The following is a 16,175-nucleotide window of genomic DNA, read 5'->3' on the forward strand; positions in this document are numbered from 1 at the left end:
ACAGATATCGATGATTATCTCCATAATAGTAATGGGTTTAATGATCATAAAATATAGAAAAACCGGAAAGGAAAATTTGTTTTTTATCATTGGATATCTGTTGTTTTCCCTGATCGATATTTTCTGTTATTTCTACTTTCGGTTTACAAGTATGCCTACGGACATCTTTTATGTAATTGGGTTTTTAATAATTGTCTTTTTTCTGTATTTATTGTATTATTACCAATTATTGTATGTTCCGCTGCTCAAAAAGATACAGATCATCATTCTGATTCTTTTTGTCCTCAACATTGCTTTCATGTTTTGCACAGAGGATGATCTGCTTCATCATTTTTCTTTTAACATGCTGTATGTAGACATTCTGCTGTTGCTATTTTCTATTATCCTGTTTCTTTATCAGACTTTTAATTCGGATAAGATATTAGGAATTACTAATTACCTGCCCTTCTGGATATCAGTGGCTTTGTTGATCTTTTTTATCGGAAGTATTCCGATTCTGTTTTTCAGAACTACGGTTTCAGAAAGTATTTATTTCTTCATTTTATTTATGCTGAACCTGATCAGCAATAGTATCCTGATATTCGGCTTATTAGGAAACAAACAGGAAAGAACCCGATAAATGCTTCTTAGATATGGAAGAGAATAATTTAGTCATCATCTTTACCATTACATTATTCATCGTTGTTTTGACAATGATCTTCATCTATGCGGTCTTTATCAAGAAAAAAACAACACTGCTGATAGCACAGAAGGAAAAAGATCTCAGGTTCGAAAAGGAACTGGCGACTTCACAGGTAGAGATGAAAGAGCAAACGCTGAATTATATCGGGCAGGAACTGCATGATGATCTGGGACAAAAACTTTCTGTGGTCCGCCTTCGTCAGAACCAACTGATTACCAAATTAAAAAGCTCAGAAAAAGAAGACCTCATCGAACTGAATGAATTGTTGGGAGAATGCATACAGGACATCAGAAACCTGTCTAAAACACTCATTACAGAACAGATTATTCATTTCGGGCTGGCAGAATCCATAGAAAGAGAAGTTCAAAGGATACAAAAACTGAAATTATTAAAAATAGAGTTTGTCACTCAAAAACAGGATATTGATATTACTCCTAAACATGGTCTGATCCTTTTCAGAATTGTTCAGGAAAGCATCAATAATATTCTGAAACATTCCAAAGCCAAAAACGTTTCCATACAAATGGATGATGACTGTGAAAAACTACACATCAGTATCTCTGACAACGGAAAAGGCTTTGATACCAGCAGTATTCAGGACGGCTCGGGACTGAAAAATATGGAACTGAGAGCCAAACTGATTCATGCTGAACTGTCTATACGCTCAGAACTGAATAAAGGAACACAAACTTTGATAACCTATCACAAAAATTTATTATGAAAACTATTCCCATAGCGATCGTTGATGATCATACTTTAATCTCCAAAGCGCTGGAGAATATGATCACAGAAAACACTCAATATCGGGTCATTATGAATCATCCTAATGGAGAGGATTTTATTGCAGGTATAGAAAATGCTTCCGAATTACCCGCTGTAGTGCTGATGGATGTTAATATGCCTTATAAAAACGGTATAGAAACTACAGAATGGCTTACCGAACATTATCCCGACATCAAAGTGATTGCTCTGACCATGGATGATGATGAAAAAGTTCTTATCAGAATGCTGAAAGCAGGTGCTAAAGGATATCTGCTGAAAGATATGCAGCCTTCCATTCTCTTTCAGGCAATAGATACCGTGTTTGAAAAAGGGAGCTTTTATACAGATTTTGTGGCCCAAAAATTATTGAAAGTAAAAACCGAGGAAATGAAAAATGCGTCTCTCCTTTCTGAGCTTAAAGACAGAGAGAAAGAGTTTATAAAATGGGCATGCAGTGAGCTTACCTACAAGGAAATTGCTGACAAGATGTGCCTCAGCCCTAAAACTATTGACGGCTACAGAGATTCGGTTTTTGTAAAACTGGATATAAAAAACAGAGCCGGACTGGTGCTTTTTGCTTTGAAACATGATCTGTGCTGATTGAATATTCCACCTTTTTAAATACATTTATTCTTCTATAAAAAACATCTTTATATTCTTTTTATGCATCCGGCAGCTTTTCAAGCTGCCGGATTTTTATTTTGTAACCTATTAATATACAATACAAAAGGGGTTTTCCCTTTTTCAAAATACGGTTTTCTCCTCTGTTTTCATCCTTCAGAATGATGGAATTTTGTCATAGAAAAAAACACCAAAAGGCAGAACCCGAAAAGCCGAAACAGAGTAGGGATTATTTTTAAAACTAATACAATGAAAAAAGCACTTATCGTAGGTATTAATGATTATGCACCCATCGGATACGGAGGTCCGGATCTTAACGGCTGTATAAACGATGCGAGAGATATGGCAAACACATTGGTAATCTGTGGTTTTAGTCCTGCAAAGATTAAAATCCTTACCAATCAAAATGCAACAAGAGCGAATATATTAAACTATCTGAAATCCATGATCAGCACCAGTGTAAAAGGAGATTCTCTTGTTTTCTATTATTCCGGACACGGAACCAGAGTAGCCAATATCGGAACAGATCTGGAACTGGATGGCTTAGACGAAGCGATTTGCCCTCACGATTATGCCAATGCCGGAGTCATCCGTGATGATGATTTTAAAACTGTTCTCAGCAAGCTGAAAGCCGGAGTAAACATGGAAGTTATTTTTGACTGCTGTTATTCCGGAACAGGAACCCGAAAAATGGATCTGGGACTGGAATCAGACTTCCTTAACGAAACTGCCCGTTATATTCCGCCAATGCTGGAAGATGAATTTTATCTGACGTATGCCAGTGAAATGGAGGCTTCTAAAAGTTCAAAAAAATCAACTGTATTGACTAAAGCATTAGTACCTGTTGTCGGAATGAATCATACGTTATGGGCAGCAGCAAAGGACAATCAGGTGTCTATGGAAGGCAATATGAGTGGACAAATACGAGGGTATTTTACTTATCATTTCTGTAAAATTTTACGTGCTACCAATGGTAATATCGTCCGAAAAACGCTTGATAAACAGGTTGCTATTGCATTAGCAGCTATGGGAGCCGCCCAGATTAACCAAACGGAAAGCATTAGTGCAGAGTTGTCACAAAAAATATTTACTTAATCATAAAACCATTACTGGCGGAATCCGAAAAGCCATAAAAAGAGTAGGAACACACTAGATTAAAAATAATAATCATGTCAAAAATTGAAAACAACAACCCAATGACCGCTGAAGAGGTTTTAAGACTTAGAACCGTTAAAGCAAAATCAACTGAAAAACCATCTGTAATTGAAAAATTATTCAGCCAGCGCCCAGCTATGGAAACCATTAACGGAAGAACTTTTCCTAAAGGAATGAAAACAATAGGAATGCCTATGGATGAAAAAACAGCAGAAAACAGAGCTTTGGAAACTGATCATTTCTATCCTACCCATGCTGATTTTGAGTACAATCCAAAGTTGGAACCTAAAAAAGACCGTAAACCTAAGTTCATTGAAAGAGATTCTTTCCTTACTCCGGAAAACGCAAGAACTATTTTTGGAGCAGATCAAAGAAAAGTATATAATTCTACAGCTTATCCATGGAGATGTGTAGGAAGAGTAGAAAGTTCTTTAGGTTCAGGAAGCGGTGTAATGATCGGCCCAAGACATCTTCTTACCTGCTCTCATATTGTAGACTGGCAGCCTAATAATACGACGGGATGGCTGAAGTTCACGCCTATGTATTACAATGGAAGCGCTCCTTACGGAACGGCCTGGGGTACATTAACGTATTACAAGTATAAAGTAGCAGGCCCTACCATCGACTCTACAGAGATTCAATATGATTATGTAGTGATTGTCTTAGACAGACCTATTGGAAACAGCACAGGATGGCTAGGCTCAAAATCATACTCCGATTCCTGGGATGGAGGTGCTTACTGGACTCACGCCGGATATCCGGGAGACCTTACAGGAACTCAAAGACCAACCTACCAAACAGGCATTGCTCTGGACGGTGATTTCTGGAGTGCTGATGATAACGAAAGCATGAGCCATAAAGCAGATATATGGCCCGGACAAAGTGGAGGTCCTTTCTGGGGATATTGGGACGGCTCTCCGTATGCTGTAGCTACTCAAAGTGCGCATAATCCAAGTGATAATTTTGCAAGTGGCGGCTCAGATTTAGTGAATCTGGTCATCAGAGCGAGAAATGAACATCCTTAATTTATTTTTTAGCTTAACAAACGCGCCCGACTTGAAGTCGGGCGCGTTTTATTTCAGTTTAAAATGTTTCTAAAACTATTCAAAGACACTATAAATTCGGCATTGGACTTGGTTTTGCCCCTTGACTTATTAATTTTGACCTATTGAGCATATTTTAAAAATCTAAAATGAAAAGTTTTTCTGAATAAAAATTATTACTTTTGAATTAACACAAATTTATTATATGAAAAATTTATTTTTACTTTGTTCTATTTTTACTTTTTTGTCATTGTTCGGACAGGAAAAAAAGGTTATGAATCCTCCCCCTCCAAAAAATTACAAAGAAATACCAGAAAATTACAATATAGATGATAATTTAGTGTATTTTAAAATTGAAAAACTATCTAAATCCTTTAATTTTGCAATTTTTGATAATGATATTTTGCCCGTTGAAAATACTTTTATTTTTTCTTTTATTGTCGAAAAAGACAGAAATATATCTAACCTTAAGGTTGAAAAAGGAAAGAATGAGAAAGTGATCAATGAACTGAAACGACAGATTGTTTTAGCCAAATTTCCAAATCCTGACAAAGATAAAATCAGTCCACAACGTTTATATAAATTAAAATTTATTTTTGATTATAAAAACAAAACACTTAAAACGACTCTTTATGATCCGGAAACAAAGGGAACCATTCCTTCTCCTTTACCAGAATATCCTACAGAAAGTGCATTGGATAACAAAGTTTATTATATTGTTGATAAAAAAATAGAATTTAATACTAACAATTTATCCAGTTCGTTTGATTTTGAAAATCTTGATGAAAATATACCAAATGATAACATTTTCATTGTCTCTTTTATTGCAGAAAAAATGGGTAAGATTACAGATTTAAATATAGAAAAAGGAAAAGACTATAAAACAATAATGGAGCTAAAAAGAATGCTTTTTCGATTAAGATTTCACCCTGCTTTAATTAAAAATAAACCTGTTAGAAGTTTGTGTAGACTGAAATTTATTTTTGATTACAAGAATAAGTTATTAAAAATAATCATTTTATAAAGAATAAATATCATAATAACAATAAAGAGGCTGTTCAAATGTTTAGACAGCAATAATCAGATTTATTCAAAATAATCTTGATTATGTTTTATTGCATTACTAAATATAATTTTCATTTTATTTTTTAAAAAAATTAATAATTACTTGATCTTCTTCAATGTTATCAATTTCGTACCGCACTTTTACAAAGCCTTTTGCTTTCATTCTAGAACCTGTGAATGTTGATAGCGCAGCTTCTTCTATACTTTTTCCAGCAAGTCTTGCCTCCCAAAATTAGTTAGGTTAATAGACTGCCCTTCATAATCTTCATACATTGTTCCTTTTTTCCACCATCCTATAACTCCATCTAGCTGACCAAATTTTTTATTCGTCTGATAAAAGGCAATTGCATCGGAAAGAACTAAATCTCCTAACCCAGAGTATTTATCAGTAATACTTTCGGAATATTAAAATCCCCCATAAGCATTCTTTCATTACCATAAATGGGCAAATGATTCAGTTTTGAGATATCTAATTTAATTGCAATTAAAATAAACTAACCGTTCAGATTTTGAATGGTTAGCATTTAAATATTTCTACTATATAAATTAAAATTATATAAAGTCGTTATAAATTTGGCATTGGACTTGGCTTTGCCCCTTGATTTATTAATCGTGTTTTCATATCTCGGAAATATTTTATGTCTCCAAAAGTTCCATCTGAAAATTCTTCCTTATAATCTCCATTTCTTAATGTATCATGTAGAAACATTGGAAATACTTTATCCAAGTTTTGTTTATTCTTAGAAGAAACTCCCGGATCATTTTTATACAAACTAATACTATCTATACCTATCCAGTTATATAAAAAACGAATGTCTTAAAAATAGGGTCCGTCATCAATATATAATCGGTAGTTTGTAGGACGGTCAACTTTTCGAATAATATACATCCAATCATCCAGATTAAAATCTTTCCATAATTCGGGAATAATCGTAAAAAGACTTCTTACATTTGTGTATCTAAAATTCTTTGTATCAAGCAATTTAACAATTAAGTCTTTAGAATTATAAGTTAATAATTCATCTTTTAAAGGTTTATAAGAAGCCCAACCACTTTGTTTTATTCCATGATGTAGTTTTTGTATAATTTGTTCCATTATTTTATATTTTGTATGTATAGTATTTAAACAAAATACGGCAACTCATGGCTGCCGTTATAATTATTTTTTCAATTTAATCTAGTCCTTCATAAAAATCACTGTTGCTATTCCTTTTTACAATACCATTTTCTCTTTTTTCAAAGATATAATCACCATTAAAAATTAAATAATAGTCTTCGTTATGATAAATTTCATTAGTGATTTTATGAACCATTTGTAATACAGATTTTCTTAATAATATTGAACCTGCATGTTTTTTTATAACATCAAATGAAACATAAGAAGCCCCTGCAAATTCCAAATCAATCAACTCACCATCAAAATCTCCGTTCACACAACCGAAAGTAGAATCATAGAGTTTAGATATTAAGAAAAGTGAATTATCATGTACTTTAATAAGATCTGTTAATTCCTGCTTTTGTTCTAATTTTCTTTTAAATTGTATATTATATGTTAGTCCCATTTTATTTTGTTATTTTTAAATGATTAATTTTACCGTCTTTTGTTATATAGATTATCTCTTCCAAACCTTCAATAGTCCAATTTGAAAACTGATTTTGAAGTTTATTTATATCTCCTTCCCAAATTTTAAGATTTAATATAATTCTTTTGGTTTGCTCTTCTTTAATTTTTTTCTCTATGGAAGACCAAATATTCCTCACATTTGTATTTTTATAAGGAGAATAACAATCAAAAATTTTACCTTCAATTTTATAATCAGGATTTTTCAATGTTTCAGATACTTTAGGATTCTGCTCTACATCAAATCCATTTTTTGCTAAAAATTCTGCTGCTTCGTTTTCTAGCTCCAATGATATTCTAGTTGCATCATCTGATATTTTAGGCATTCTGGTAATTATTCCTGTAGGTTTTGCAAAAGCATTTTTAGGTTTACTTGGTTTTGTACGATTTTTCAAAATAACTAATTCCTCCAAAATTTCACCAACTTTCTCTGAGCTATAGCTTACTTTTCTTATATCCTGCAAAACTTTCTGATACGCTTTATCGTAACGGCTTCCCTGAGCGATAATCTCACCTTTATACACCAAAGCAAATCTTCTTTTACTGCTTATTGAGCCTATGACATCAGGATTAACACCTCCTTTTTTTCCGATACTCTCCATAATAGCAGCGGCATCAAGCTCCATAAAGAATGCCCCGTTTTGTATCAATACATCACATTCCGATGTTTTTGAAAAGAACCCTGCGCTTGGGATCACCCACTCTGTCTGTTGAAACAGGCGTAAAGAACTTCGTTCAAATCGTCCTGCATTTAAATCCAAAAATAAGGAAATAGCGGAAGCTTTCAAACCCTGCTGTACATTTTTTGCAGCTTTGGGCAGCAATACAAAAATCCCCCTGTAAACAGAGGCAATAAGATGTGGTGCAGCTACTATAGCTCCGCCAACTCCATAGATAAGATCCCAGTCTCTCAGAAACTGCTCTCCACCGGGAAGTTTTCTTATCTCTTCCCGAAATGCCTGTATGGTAAGATCCGGTAATGCCAAACTAAGATCTGCAGCGGCAGCTAATAACAGGTATGGGTTTCCTGTAGTAGAAAGAGTTCCTACTCCCAGAATAATAGCGGCAATATCTGCTGCAATACGTAATCTGTCATTTATTATTGCCCATTTTTCTGCATCTGCTAAAGCTTTCACATAAATTGCCGGAACTTTCGTAATCGTAGTAACCCCATCAAACTCTTCTTCAAGATACACCATTTCTAATGGCAAAAATTGCCTTCCTTCGTCCAAGTCTTTGTATATTGTTTCTTGCGTGCTGCTTTTAGCAATTGTATTTACTCCAAGATCATCTGTTTCGTAATTTTCTTCTTCAATGTATTGTTCCTGCTGTTGTTGCAGAAAAAATGTTTTCTCATCAGACTGACCAAATAATCCTAAAATCGTTCCCGAAAGTTCGTTAACTTTTGTGTTTACTCTATAGCCTTTTTTAATTTTAAAAATTGGTGCATCTTCTTTTATCGTGTGATGTTGTGCGAAAGACCGCATAATTCCGGCAAAAATGATTCGGTTAGATTGTGGTTTTCCATCTACATAACTTATATCATCGAGATTATAATAAATCCTGTTGCAAAGCTCAGGTTCTTTTTTGAACCGATTCATGATGTAACCGGGAGAAGAAGTTTTGAAGATATTTACCAAGGCAGAACTTCCGTCTTTCCAACCACTAAAAAATCCAGTATCATCATATTCTGTAAGAGTGATAAGATGCTGCATCACCTTTTCGTTATCCAATACGATTCTTTCAAAAACAAAATCCGGAGTATTGGTATAAAGAAATATTAACTGTTCCGGAGTACTCGCTTGCTTAAAATAGAATTCGTAAATTTTAGAAAAATATCCGAGATAATTATATGAAGTTTCTTTTTCAAAATCACCGTAACCAACGTATTGTATTAAATTTTTAAATTCTTCATAAGAAAAAGTTTCCAGCATAATTGCTTTGTTTCTACGCAGCTCTTCAGTGTCTGCATTTCTGTGAAAAAAATATTTTAACCGGAAATATAGTTTTCTTACATTTAAATCTATATCAAACTCTATTTCATTTTGTCTTTGGACTAAATCTACAAGTTCTGTATTTTTATTGAGATAAGTTTTTAATTTTATGATGTTTTCTTTATTGTCTTTAATTGACGTTTGTTCTGCGTGCCAATCATAATTATTAACATCGTATTCTAAAATATAATTATTGAAAAGAGTATTTCTTCTTCGAAGTTCAGAGCACAGAAACTGTTTGTTGATAAAATCATCCGTTCTCCAATCTTCTAATAGCTTTTGTGGAGACTGTAGTTTTTCCATTTTCTTCGTTTTTTAGTTGTTAACATTTCTCAAGTGTTTCCATAATTTTTCTTTTTTGAATAAAGGCAGAGCATTACGCTCTGCCAGTGATTAATATTTCCTAAGAAAGTGCATCCAGGTTCTCTTTGTGTTTTTCCACAAATTCATCCAGATAGGAAGCCAGAAGTTCTGTAAAACCTGCTTTATTGTTTTTCAACAGCCAAAGCATATACTGATAGCTCGGTACTTTCACCAGATCAGTAGTCATATCACCTTCGGGTTCTACAACAGGGAGTTTTATAAGATGGTTGTCTCCGTCACGAAGGGAGCTCCAGGTCTCTTTATAGATGATCCATTCCGGAGTTGGAAGCGGAATGTTAACCACTTCTCCTGTTTCCCTATCTTTCAGAATCTGCTCATATCTGAAGCTGATAAACTGCTGTTTAGATTTAGCATCAATATCCAGCACGCGGATATGTCTTTCGAATTGGGGAAGTCTTGGATGTGCTTCTAAGGGAAGCTCTGCAAGGCTTAATGGTGTGTTTTCAATACTGTTAAGGATTTCCTTAATATTTTCCGGTATAATTAAATGTTCGTTCATAATTTTTTATTTTTTAAGAGAATAATATTTTTCCAAGTATATTCATTGTTAGTGACCCTTGGCCGCCACTTCCTCTTGAGAGATAAAATCTTCTTGGCTGTAGATTAAAGGTGGAATTAAATTGCTGATAAGTCACACCATTACTTTCCGCAATCACATATACAACTCCGTTATAATAAGCGATGTGAAAGGTTTCATTTCGGTTTGGTAAAAGATTGCCCTGATAAATAATCCAGCTTCCATCTCCTCCGTAATTTGAAAAACCATAAAATACTCCGTCATCTCCACGGATTCCTCCATAGAAAGATCCCACGAAATTAGCTCCATAGTTACTTTGGCTATTATTAACGGTAAAAGAAACCATAAACCCGGCATTAATATCCGAGATGGAAATTAAATTATCCGTTTGTGCGGTAGAGCCCTGCCCAATCGAGATAGAAGTATCCGTGATTGTTGAGTTGCCCGTTACTGAAGTCCAATTAGCAATTCCCGTAAACTTGCTGTAAGTAAGTCCTGCTTTTACAATGAGCTCTGGTGAGCTGGAATTTGTTAACCCATTATGGGTAACGAATACCTTATAATATCCCTGTGGTTTTGTACTCCAGTTGATCCCAAAATTCAAATTATTGGGAAAGTTCTGCATCACAGTAAAATTATCTACACTATATTCTTCAGGGACTGCCAGGTTGACACCGTTGATATCTTTTACCCTTTTCACTTTGATGTAAGCGTTGGAAGAAACATTATCCACAAAGAGATTTAATCCCACTAATGTGGTGTACTGAATAAAGTTTTTTGAATTGTCAATAAACGGAAGCAGCAACACGTCTATTCTGGGTGTTCCGGTAGAATAATTTTCGGTAGAAAGTTTCATACGGTTTCTCCATGTTGTTTTTTCAGCATCAGTCAGAAGGAGTGGATAGTTGGAAATCATATTTTTTCCGTTACTCCACGAAAGCTGCCCGGACGGGTTCTGAACCATCATTCTGTTAAAAGTTGTATCTGCAGATTTATCACTCAGCCCGGTTACCGAATAATAAAATCCGGAAGTGTTGAGGGTCCAGTTAGCACCAAGAGTCAATCCTGAGCCGGCAACCGTAGTTAAAGATGAGTTTGCTATATTTTTACCCAAATCTCCTGCCGGAAGTTTGGCCACCTCTCCATTATTGTTTACGCCTATAATTTTCGGATAATCCTGAGCGTTTCCTTCCGTAAGAGGAATTTCTAACTTCTGATCAAGCTTTTCTCTTGTGCTGACATTATATTGAGCCTGGCTTAATATTCCTTCTGACAAAAGATCTGTGTCTGAAATACTGATGTTGCTATCCGCTAATTCTAATGGAATCGTTCCGTCAACAACGGCATGTGTTTTTAGATCCCCGTTTTCATCAACAGCGTAGTCCGTATAAGTGGGAGAACCCGGTGCAGCCACCTGATAAATAACATTTGATTCTCTTTTATCTATTGTGGGTAAGGTATTTACCCTAATAATTTTTCCTATAATAGGCATATCATTTATGTTTTTTTGATTAATAATTATAATTTATACCCAGTCTCCTGAAATAACATTTTCAGATGGATCGTCCGATGAGCTTCCTAAAAGATTGGTATTCTGGGCGAAATTGAATCTGTCTTCTGTAATAACTTCGGAAGGAACTTCAAAATCATCAGGATTTTCTATTGTAAATGGCAGTGCATGAGCGACTTTCAAACCAATACTTTCTGCCTGAAGAATATTAAGAGAAGTAGGAAGTCTTGTAATCCAGGCTTTACCATGTTTCTTACCTTTCGGTTGTTTCATTTCATCTACAATAGACAAATAAAGATCATCGCCAATAACAGGAACTTCTCCCCCTTTCCAGATCTTTCCGGTCGCAAGGTAAAATTGTACAGCGTCCTCAAAACCAGGACGTACTGTAACAACTACCCTGGCCATACCACTTTGTAAGAATGCTCTGAATAGCGGATCTACATCTTCAGCCTGATAGAGGTTAGACCACTCTGTTTTATTGGCCCAATAATAAGGATATAGATAATAGGATAGATTTTCCCATTCAAAGGCTTGCTCCATAAACTTAATGAAGGCTGTGTATTTATCGAGATTTGATGAAAGGTCTGTTTCATAATCCGTAAAAGTGCTTCCTTTAGTTAACCCTGCCATTCCATAACCATGGGTAGAGTTAGCAGTTCTGTTGATCATATAAGAGATACAGTTTTTACGAAGTACTGTATTCTCAATCTGACGGTAAAATCCTGGATTGGATCCTTTAATCTGGATACCGGTAGCTTTTTCGTCTGCTATTTTCTGTTCGTAAATAGCTAATGCCTTTTCATAACCCTCAATAATAGCATTGAATGTTTTTTGAAGCCATGCATTTTTTGCCTCAGGAGTAAGTTCAACATCAACTATATAGTTTACTGTTCCGGAAAATTCATTATAAGCAGTTGCGGAAATAGGAAGTGTTTTTGAATAGCTTTTTTTAAATTCATATTTAGTACCTGATGACAGCTGCCCCCATCTTCCAGTGAAAAAGTAACTCAGGTCTCCTAATAAAATACTTATACTTGCACTATCACCATCGTTTGCCCCAGCATAATTGACTACTCCATAAGTGGCAACATATCCGTCAGGAATTTGAATTTCATCCTTCATATTATAATATTCAATTTCGGAAATGTTTCCAGAACATTGGCCGCTTAAAGACTTTCCAATTGAAAAGGACGACAGAGGTTTTTCCTCGATTTCAATATTATACGTACTTGTCCAGTATTTTAATACAGCTTCATTATCCAAAGCAGAATAATTTGCCAGGGGTAAATTCTTTGCATTTCTTGGGTCTTCTGGTTTTACCAGATCTGTTTTTGTTGCAGAGCTATCCAATGTCATTCCCAGTGTATGCAGTTTGGCAGGCTGAGGAATCATAAATTCAAACATCATCCGTTTTCCATAATCGTAGATCTGATTCTTCATCAGTTTGTCTACCCATCGGTAAACGCCCACTACATGTTTATCTCCTTTTGTGTTGTCAAAACCATGCTTATTGTTTTCTTCAAACTCTTCAATGATCTTTTCAATCCTTTCCTCATGAACTTTTGTGACCACTCTGTCTAACGCTCTTGCGGTAACATCCTGAGCTTGGGTAAGTGCCTGTCTTGTACTTTCTTCTTTGGATGAATGCGCGGCATATCCTCCTGCAATTCCTGTACTGATAGATCCTCCTCCTGTCATTTTCCAGTTGGCATCGAAATGTGACTGTACATTAATATCTTTGGATTCCTGCATCATTTTGGCAATTTCACTCTGCATTTCAAACCTGGTTGCAGTAGTTGTATCCGTAAGTTTTTCTCTTTCAGTATCTGAGGATGTAGTTGTAGTATTTTCGCTTCTCCTCAGTCTTCTGGTTGATTTCTCACGGTACTCTCTGGCCATGATATTTTCAATATGGGCGACTTCTCCTTCAACATAGGCATGAGTAGTCTGCTCTACTTTCAGATAATCTGCAATACCGATTTGTTTAAATCCAAAACCTGATGGAATGAAGTTATTTTCTTCATCATCAGTTTCCACAGGCTCTGTTTCGTCCACTTCAAGTAAAAACTGATCAGATAAACAGGCTCTGGCTTGTAATTTATTGATAAAAATATTGGCCAGCTTTCCATTTGTGAACATAATTTTAGCAATTAAAGAAGCATCCTGTATGGTATTAAAATCTAGCCCAGGCATACAGAGATCATTTAAGAAAATGGTATTTCCAGATCTGGATTTTGTAAAATAATCGCTGCTAATACTTGCAGAACCGTTTCCAGGAGTCAGCTCATAGGAAATATGATTCACCTCCCAAGATGAATCCGGAACCGTAAGAGCAATGTCAAAAGTGAATCCTTTATAAACATATTTCGGACAAATCTGGTAGGTAAAAGGAACTGCCACTGTTCTTGCCATTGGAATAAGAACCCCTCCTATACTGGTATATCTTTCATTATCAGTATTGGTATTTTCCACAATAATATTGTTAGATTTTTCAATCACTTCTTTTACTAAGATATCAATCTCTGAAAAGGTATTTATGCTCTCTAACAGAATATTTAGATCCGCAGAATTTGATGAAGCTGAACGTTCTTTTCCTGCATCTTTCTGAAAATCATACCCTAAAACATCAAATAGCGTGTCTAAATTCTCAGGTTTTATGGCTCTTAACAAAGAACCAGCTTCTATTTCATCTCTGAACTGAAAGTTGAATTTGGGTAATACCGGGTCAGGAATACCTGGAATCTGCTGGCACGGATCTGTAGGATCATATTTTACGTCCGGGGTTCTTACCTGGCAGTATCTATCTCTGTTCTCTGCCACTTTTCTGTTATATTCTTCAATAATAGGAGCGATCTCATTCTGGTAAGATTCTTCTCTTATTTTGTAATCTCTCTGATACTCTGTTTTATATTGTCTTTCAATGTTAGAAAGGTTTTTCTTTAAAGCTTCGTATTTGTCAAGTTTAATTTTTGCTGCAGAAATAAGCTGCTGCTTTTTCATTTCCTGTGTAGGAAAAGTTTCCTTAGGTCCCTCAGCAGTAATTCTTGATACTGCTTGTGATGAAGAAAGAGACTCATCTTCCATCATTAGCTCTTTAGGTAAAATAACTCTTGCCTGCAGAGCCGTCATCATTTCTCCTTCGTTTGAAACAGTAAGGATATGCTGAGCCAATAACTGCTGCATCATCACTTCCTTCACGTAAAAATCCTTTTGACTAACAACCTGATAAATTAAATTATTCCATAAATCAATCAGGCGAGGTCCTACAGGAGGTGTTTGTGAAGGAAATAAGGCATCTCTTTCAGCAACAACCTCTTCATATGTACATGTATTTTTATTTTTTGCCAGCCATGTTCCGAATGTATAATAAGCTTTATAGGTTCTTTTAAACCCTTCTAAACTATTTTGGCTGTTTGAATCCGGGGAAATTCGCTTAGGATTATTTACAAAACTGGCAGCGCACGTCTGCAGTAGCTTTTGCTTCGTTTCAGTTCCATTAACAACCGGGACGTAAAAAGTAGTGTCATTTTTCAGATCCTGAGGAATAACGATGAATCTTTTATCTTGTTTGGTATCATCAGACAATTCAGGGCTTCTAAGGCTTACAAATCTGAAAAGCGTCTGTGATGGTGTATTTTCTACAGGAGCGCCTGTAGGACTATTTTCCATATTGTTCATTTGTGTAAATTTGTGTTTGTTTTTAAAATAGGTGAGATCTGAAGCTCTTTTTAGTAGAATGTCTTCAGGTTTTAGCCTTATTTTTTTAGGTGGTTTCCGGCAAAGGATGTCCACCTGAGATTTTTAAGTCTAGCTTCATATGTTGTGTTTTTCTGAAGCAAATATCCATCACGGAAGCGACAAAACTTGACGTATAAAAAAAGATTATTTTATGTTAATCCTTTGGTACAAAAACCTTAGTATTCTCAATATTTTAATACATTTGCTATAAAACATATCTCAGATGAATTTCGAGCAGATCAATTTACACCTTGAAGCTTATAAAGAACATGATCAGATTCTGGATGCAGCAAAATATCTGATCCATTCTTTTGATCTTGAGCATGAAAACTTTGCAGGGTTCGGATTTAGGCAGGAACTGTCCCCTACCTCAATGCTTCTTACGGCAGAAGGCGATTTGGGCGGGCCACAAACGGTCATGATCCCAAGAAATTTATTTGATTTTGACCTGAACCTTGTTCTTAATATGGTTGCCCACGAAATGCTTCATGTAAGACAGAAAGCTCCGGGGCAGGTAATTGAAGACAAAAATGAAAGAGAATTTCAGGCGTACTATGAAATGCTTTTTCATAAAGTCTTTCCACAGATTCCTGAGGTTTCGGATTTTCATAAAAAATTCTTTGGCGGTAAAGCATTGGAATATTATAAAAGAATGGGTGAAGGTTCAGCGCTCCAACAAAAATATGCAGAACAGAAAACAGAAGTAGAACATTTAATTAACGAATTACCATGACAGTAAAACCAGACATCACTTGGGCAGATTTTGAAAAAATAGACATCAGATGCGGAACCATCATCTCTGTGAATGATTTTGAAAAAGCTAAAAACCCATCTTACCAGCTGGAAATAGATTTTGGAGACCTGGGAATCAGAAAATCATCCGCACAAATTACCTCTCTTTATGAAAAAGAAGAACTGGTAGGAAAACAGATTTTAGCAGTTGTGAATTTCCCTAAAAAACAGATCGCCAATTTCTTCAGTGAATGTCTTGTGCTGGGATTATATGGTGAGGACAAAAAAGATGTTACGCTTTTAGCCCCGTCATTACCAACAAAAAACGGAATGCAGGTAGGATAGACA

Annotated in this window: 14 protein-coding genes; 8 read left to right on the forward strand and 6 right to left on the reverse strand. The window is 35.3% G+C overall.

The window, feature by feature from the left end; translation table 11 throughout:
* Nucleotides 1–298 precede the first annotated feature (298 nt).
* The 6 genes from CLU97_RS23470 to CLU97_RS03015 all read left to right on the forward strand — a co-directional run bounded on the left by CLU97_RS23470 (nt 299) and on the right by CLU97_RS03015 (nt 5,287).
* Nucleotides 299–619: a hypothetical protein gene (locus CLU97_RS23470; protein ID WP_147436426.1), complete on the forward strand. Its 321-nt coding sequence runs from the start codon at nt 299–301 to the stop codon at nt 617–619.
* A 13-nt stretch (nt 620–632) separates the two neighbouring features.
* Nucleotides 633–1,403, forward strand: coding sequence for a sensor histidine kinase (locus CLU97_RS02995; RefSeq protein ID WP_121486632.1), 771 nt, complete (start codon nt 633–635; stop codon nt 1,401–1,403).
* The gene (locus tag CLU97_RS03000) at nt 1,400–2,044 is read left to right on the forward strand and encodes a response regulator transcription factor (protein ID WP_121486633.1); all 645 of its coding nucleotides are present in this window, start codon (nt 1,400–1,402) and stop codon (nt 2,042–2,044) included. The genes CLU97_RS02995 and CLU97_RS03000 overlap by 4 nt, the downstream gene beginning before the upstream one ends.
* Before the next feature lie 270 nt (nt 2,045–2,314).
* A complete protein-coding gene (locus tag CLU97_RS03005) occupies nt 2,315–3,160 on the forward strand; it encodes a caspase domain-containing protein (RefSeq protein ID WP_121486634.1) in 846 nt (281 codons plus the stop codon).
* Between the two features lie 74 nt (nt 3,161–3,234).
* Nucleotides 3,235–4,245, forward strand: a complete 1,011-nt coding sequence (locus CLU97_RS03010) for a trypsin-like serine peptidase (RefSeq protein WP_121486635.1) — start codon at nt 3,235–3,237, stop codon at nt 4,243–4,245.
* 223 nt (nt 4,246–4,468) lie between these two features.
* On the forward strand, nt 4,469–5,287 hold the full coding sequence (locus CLU97_RS03015; RefSeq protein ID WP_121486636.1) for a hypothetical protein: 819 nt from the start codon (nt 4,469–4,471) through the stop codon (nt 5,285–5,287).
* Between the two features lie 858 nt (nt 5,288–6,145).
* Here CLU97_RS03015 and CLU97_RS03025 read toward each other — a convergent pair.
* The 6 genes from CLU97_RS03025 to CLU97_RS03050 form a co-directional block, all read right to left on the reverse strand.
* Nucleotides 6,146–6,424, reverse strand: a complete 279-nt coding sequence (locus CLU97_RS03025) for a hypothetical protein (RefSeq protein WP_121486638.1) — start codon at nt 6,422–6,424, stop codon at nt 6,146–6,148.
* 76 nt (nt 6,425–6,500) lie between these two features.
* Entirely contained in the window at nt 6,501–6,890 is a 390-nt protein-coding gene (locus CLU97_RS03030) for a hypothetical protein (protein WP_121486639.1), read from the reverse strand.
* Nucleotide 6,891: 1 nt separating this feature from the next.
* Nucleotides 6,892–9,246, reverse strand: a complete 2,355-nt coding sequence (locus CLU97_RS23945; protein WP_228437492.1) for a hypothetical protein — start codon at nt 9,244–9,246, stop codon at nt 6,892–6,894.
* Nucleotides 9,247–9,346: 100 nt separating this feature from the next.
* Nucleotides 9,347–9,826, reverse strand: a complete 480-nt coding sequence (locus tag CLU97_RS03040; RefSeq protein ID WP_105700378.1) for a hypothetical protein — start codon at nt 9,824–9,826, stop codon at nt 9,347–9,349.
* A gap of 13 nt (nt 9,827–9,839) precedes the next feature.
* Complete coding sequence (locus tag CLU97_RS03045) at nt 9,840–11,336, reverse strand: hypothetical protein (protein ID WP_121486640.1); 1,497 nt, start codon at nt 11,334–11,336, stop codon at nt 9,840–9,842.
* A gap of 33 nt (nt 11,337–11,369) precedes the next feature.
* Nucleotides 11,370–15,026 carry a hypothetical protein gene (locus CLU97_RS03050; RefSeq protein ID WP_147436428.1) on the reverse strand — a complete coding sequence of 1,219 codons (3,657 nt, stop codon included), beginning with the start codon at nt 15,024–15,026 and terminating at the stop codon, nt 11,370–11,372.
* A 292-nt stretch (nt 15,027–15,318) separates the two neighbouring features.
* On the opposite strand from CLU97_RS03050, the gene CLU97_RS03055 reads away from it, so the two are divergent.
* Entirely contained in the window at nt 15,319–15,828 is a 510-nt protein-coding gene (locus CLU97_RS03055) for a hypothetical protein (protein ID WP_121486642.1), read from the forward strand.
* Nucleotides 15,825–16,172, forward strand: coding sequence for a tRNA-binding protein (locus CLU97_RS03060; protein ID WP_105700374.1), 348 nt, complete (start codon nt 15,825–15,827; stop codon nt 16,170–16,172). The genes CLU97_RS03055 and CLU97_RS03060 overlap by 4 nt, the downstream gene beginning before the upstream one ends.
* The last annotated feature ends 3 nt before the right edge of the window (nt 16,173–16,175 follow it).

The organism is Chryseobacterium sp. 7, from assembly GCF_003663845.1.
Taxonomy (GTDB): domain Bacteria; phylum Bacteroidota; class Bacteroidia; order Flavobacteriales; family Weeksellaceae; genus Chryseobacterium.

Excerpts from the sequence above, each read along its gene's own strand:
- CLU97_RS03005 (WP_121486634.1), top strand. The coding sequence starts at position 2,315 with ATGAAAAAAGCACTTATCGTAGGTATTAATGATTATGCACCCATCGGA.
- CLU97_RS03030 (WP_121486639.1), bottom strand. The coding sequence starts at position 6,890 with ATGGGACTAACATATAATATACAATTTAAAAGAAAATTAGAACAAAAG.
- CLU97_RS02995 (WP_121486632.1), top strand. The coding sequence starts at position 633 with ATGGAAGAGAATAATTTAGTCATCATCTTTACCATTACATTATTCATC.
- CLU97_RS03060 (WP_105700374.1), top strand. The coding sequence starts at position 15,825 with ATGACAGTAAAACCAGACATCACTTGGGCAGATTTTGAAAAAATAGAC.
- CLU97_RS03050 (WP_147436428.1), bottom strand. The coding sequence starts at position 15,026 with ATGGAAAATAGTCCTACAGGCGCTCCTGTAGAAAATACACCATCACAG.
- CLU97_RS23470 (WP_147436426.1), top strand. The coding sequence starts at position 299 with ATGTTTTGCACAGAGGATGATCTGCTTCATCATTTTTCTTTTAACATG.
- CLU97_RS03045 (WP_121486640.1), bottom strand. The coding sequence starts at position 11,336 with ATGCCTATTATAGGAAAAATTATTAGGGTAAATACCTTACCCACAATA.
- CLU97_RS03055 (WP_121486642.1), top strand. The coding sequence starts at position 15,319 with ATGAATTTCGAGCAGATCAATTTACACCTTGAAGCTTATAAAGAACAT.
- CLU97_RS03025 (WP_121486638.1), bottom strand. The coding sequence starts at position 6,424 with ATGGAACAAATTATACAAAAACTACATCATGGAATAAAACAAAGTGGT.
- CLU97_RS23945 (WP_228437492.1), bottom strand. The coding sequence starts at position 9,246 with ATGGAAAAACTACAGTCTCCACAAAAGCTATTAGAAGATTGGAGAACG.
- CLU97_RS03000 (WP_121486633.1), top strand. The coding sequence starts at position 1,400 with ATGAAAACTATTCCCATAGCGATCGTTGATGATCATACTTTAATCTCC.
- CLU97_RS03010 (WP_121486635.1), top strand. The coding sequence starts at position 3,235 with ATGTCAAAAATTGAAAACAACAACCCAATGACCGCTGAAGAGGTTTTA.
- CLU97_RS03015 (WP_121486636.1), top strand. The coding sequence starts at position 4,469 with ATGAAAAATTTATTTTTACTTTGTTCTATTTTTACTTTTTTGTCATTG.
- CLU97_RS03040 (WP_105700378.1), bottom strand. The coding sequence starts at position 9,826 with ATGAACGAACATTTAATTATACCGGAAAATATTAAGGAAATCCTTAAC.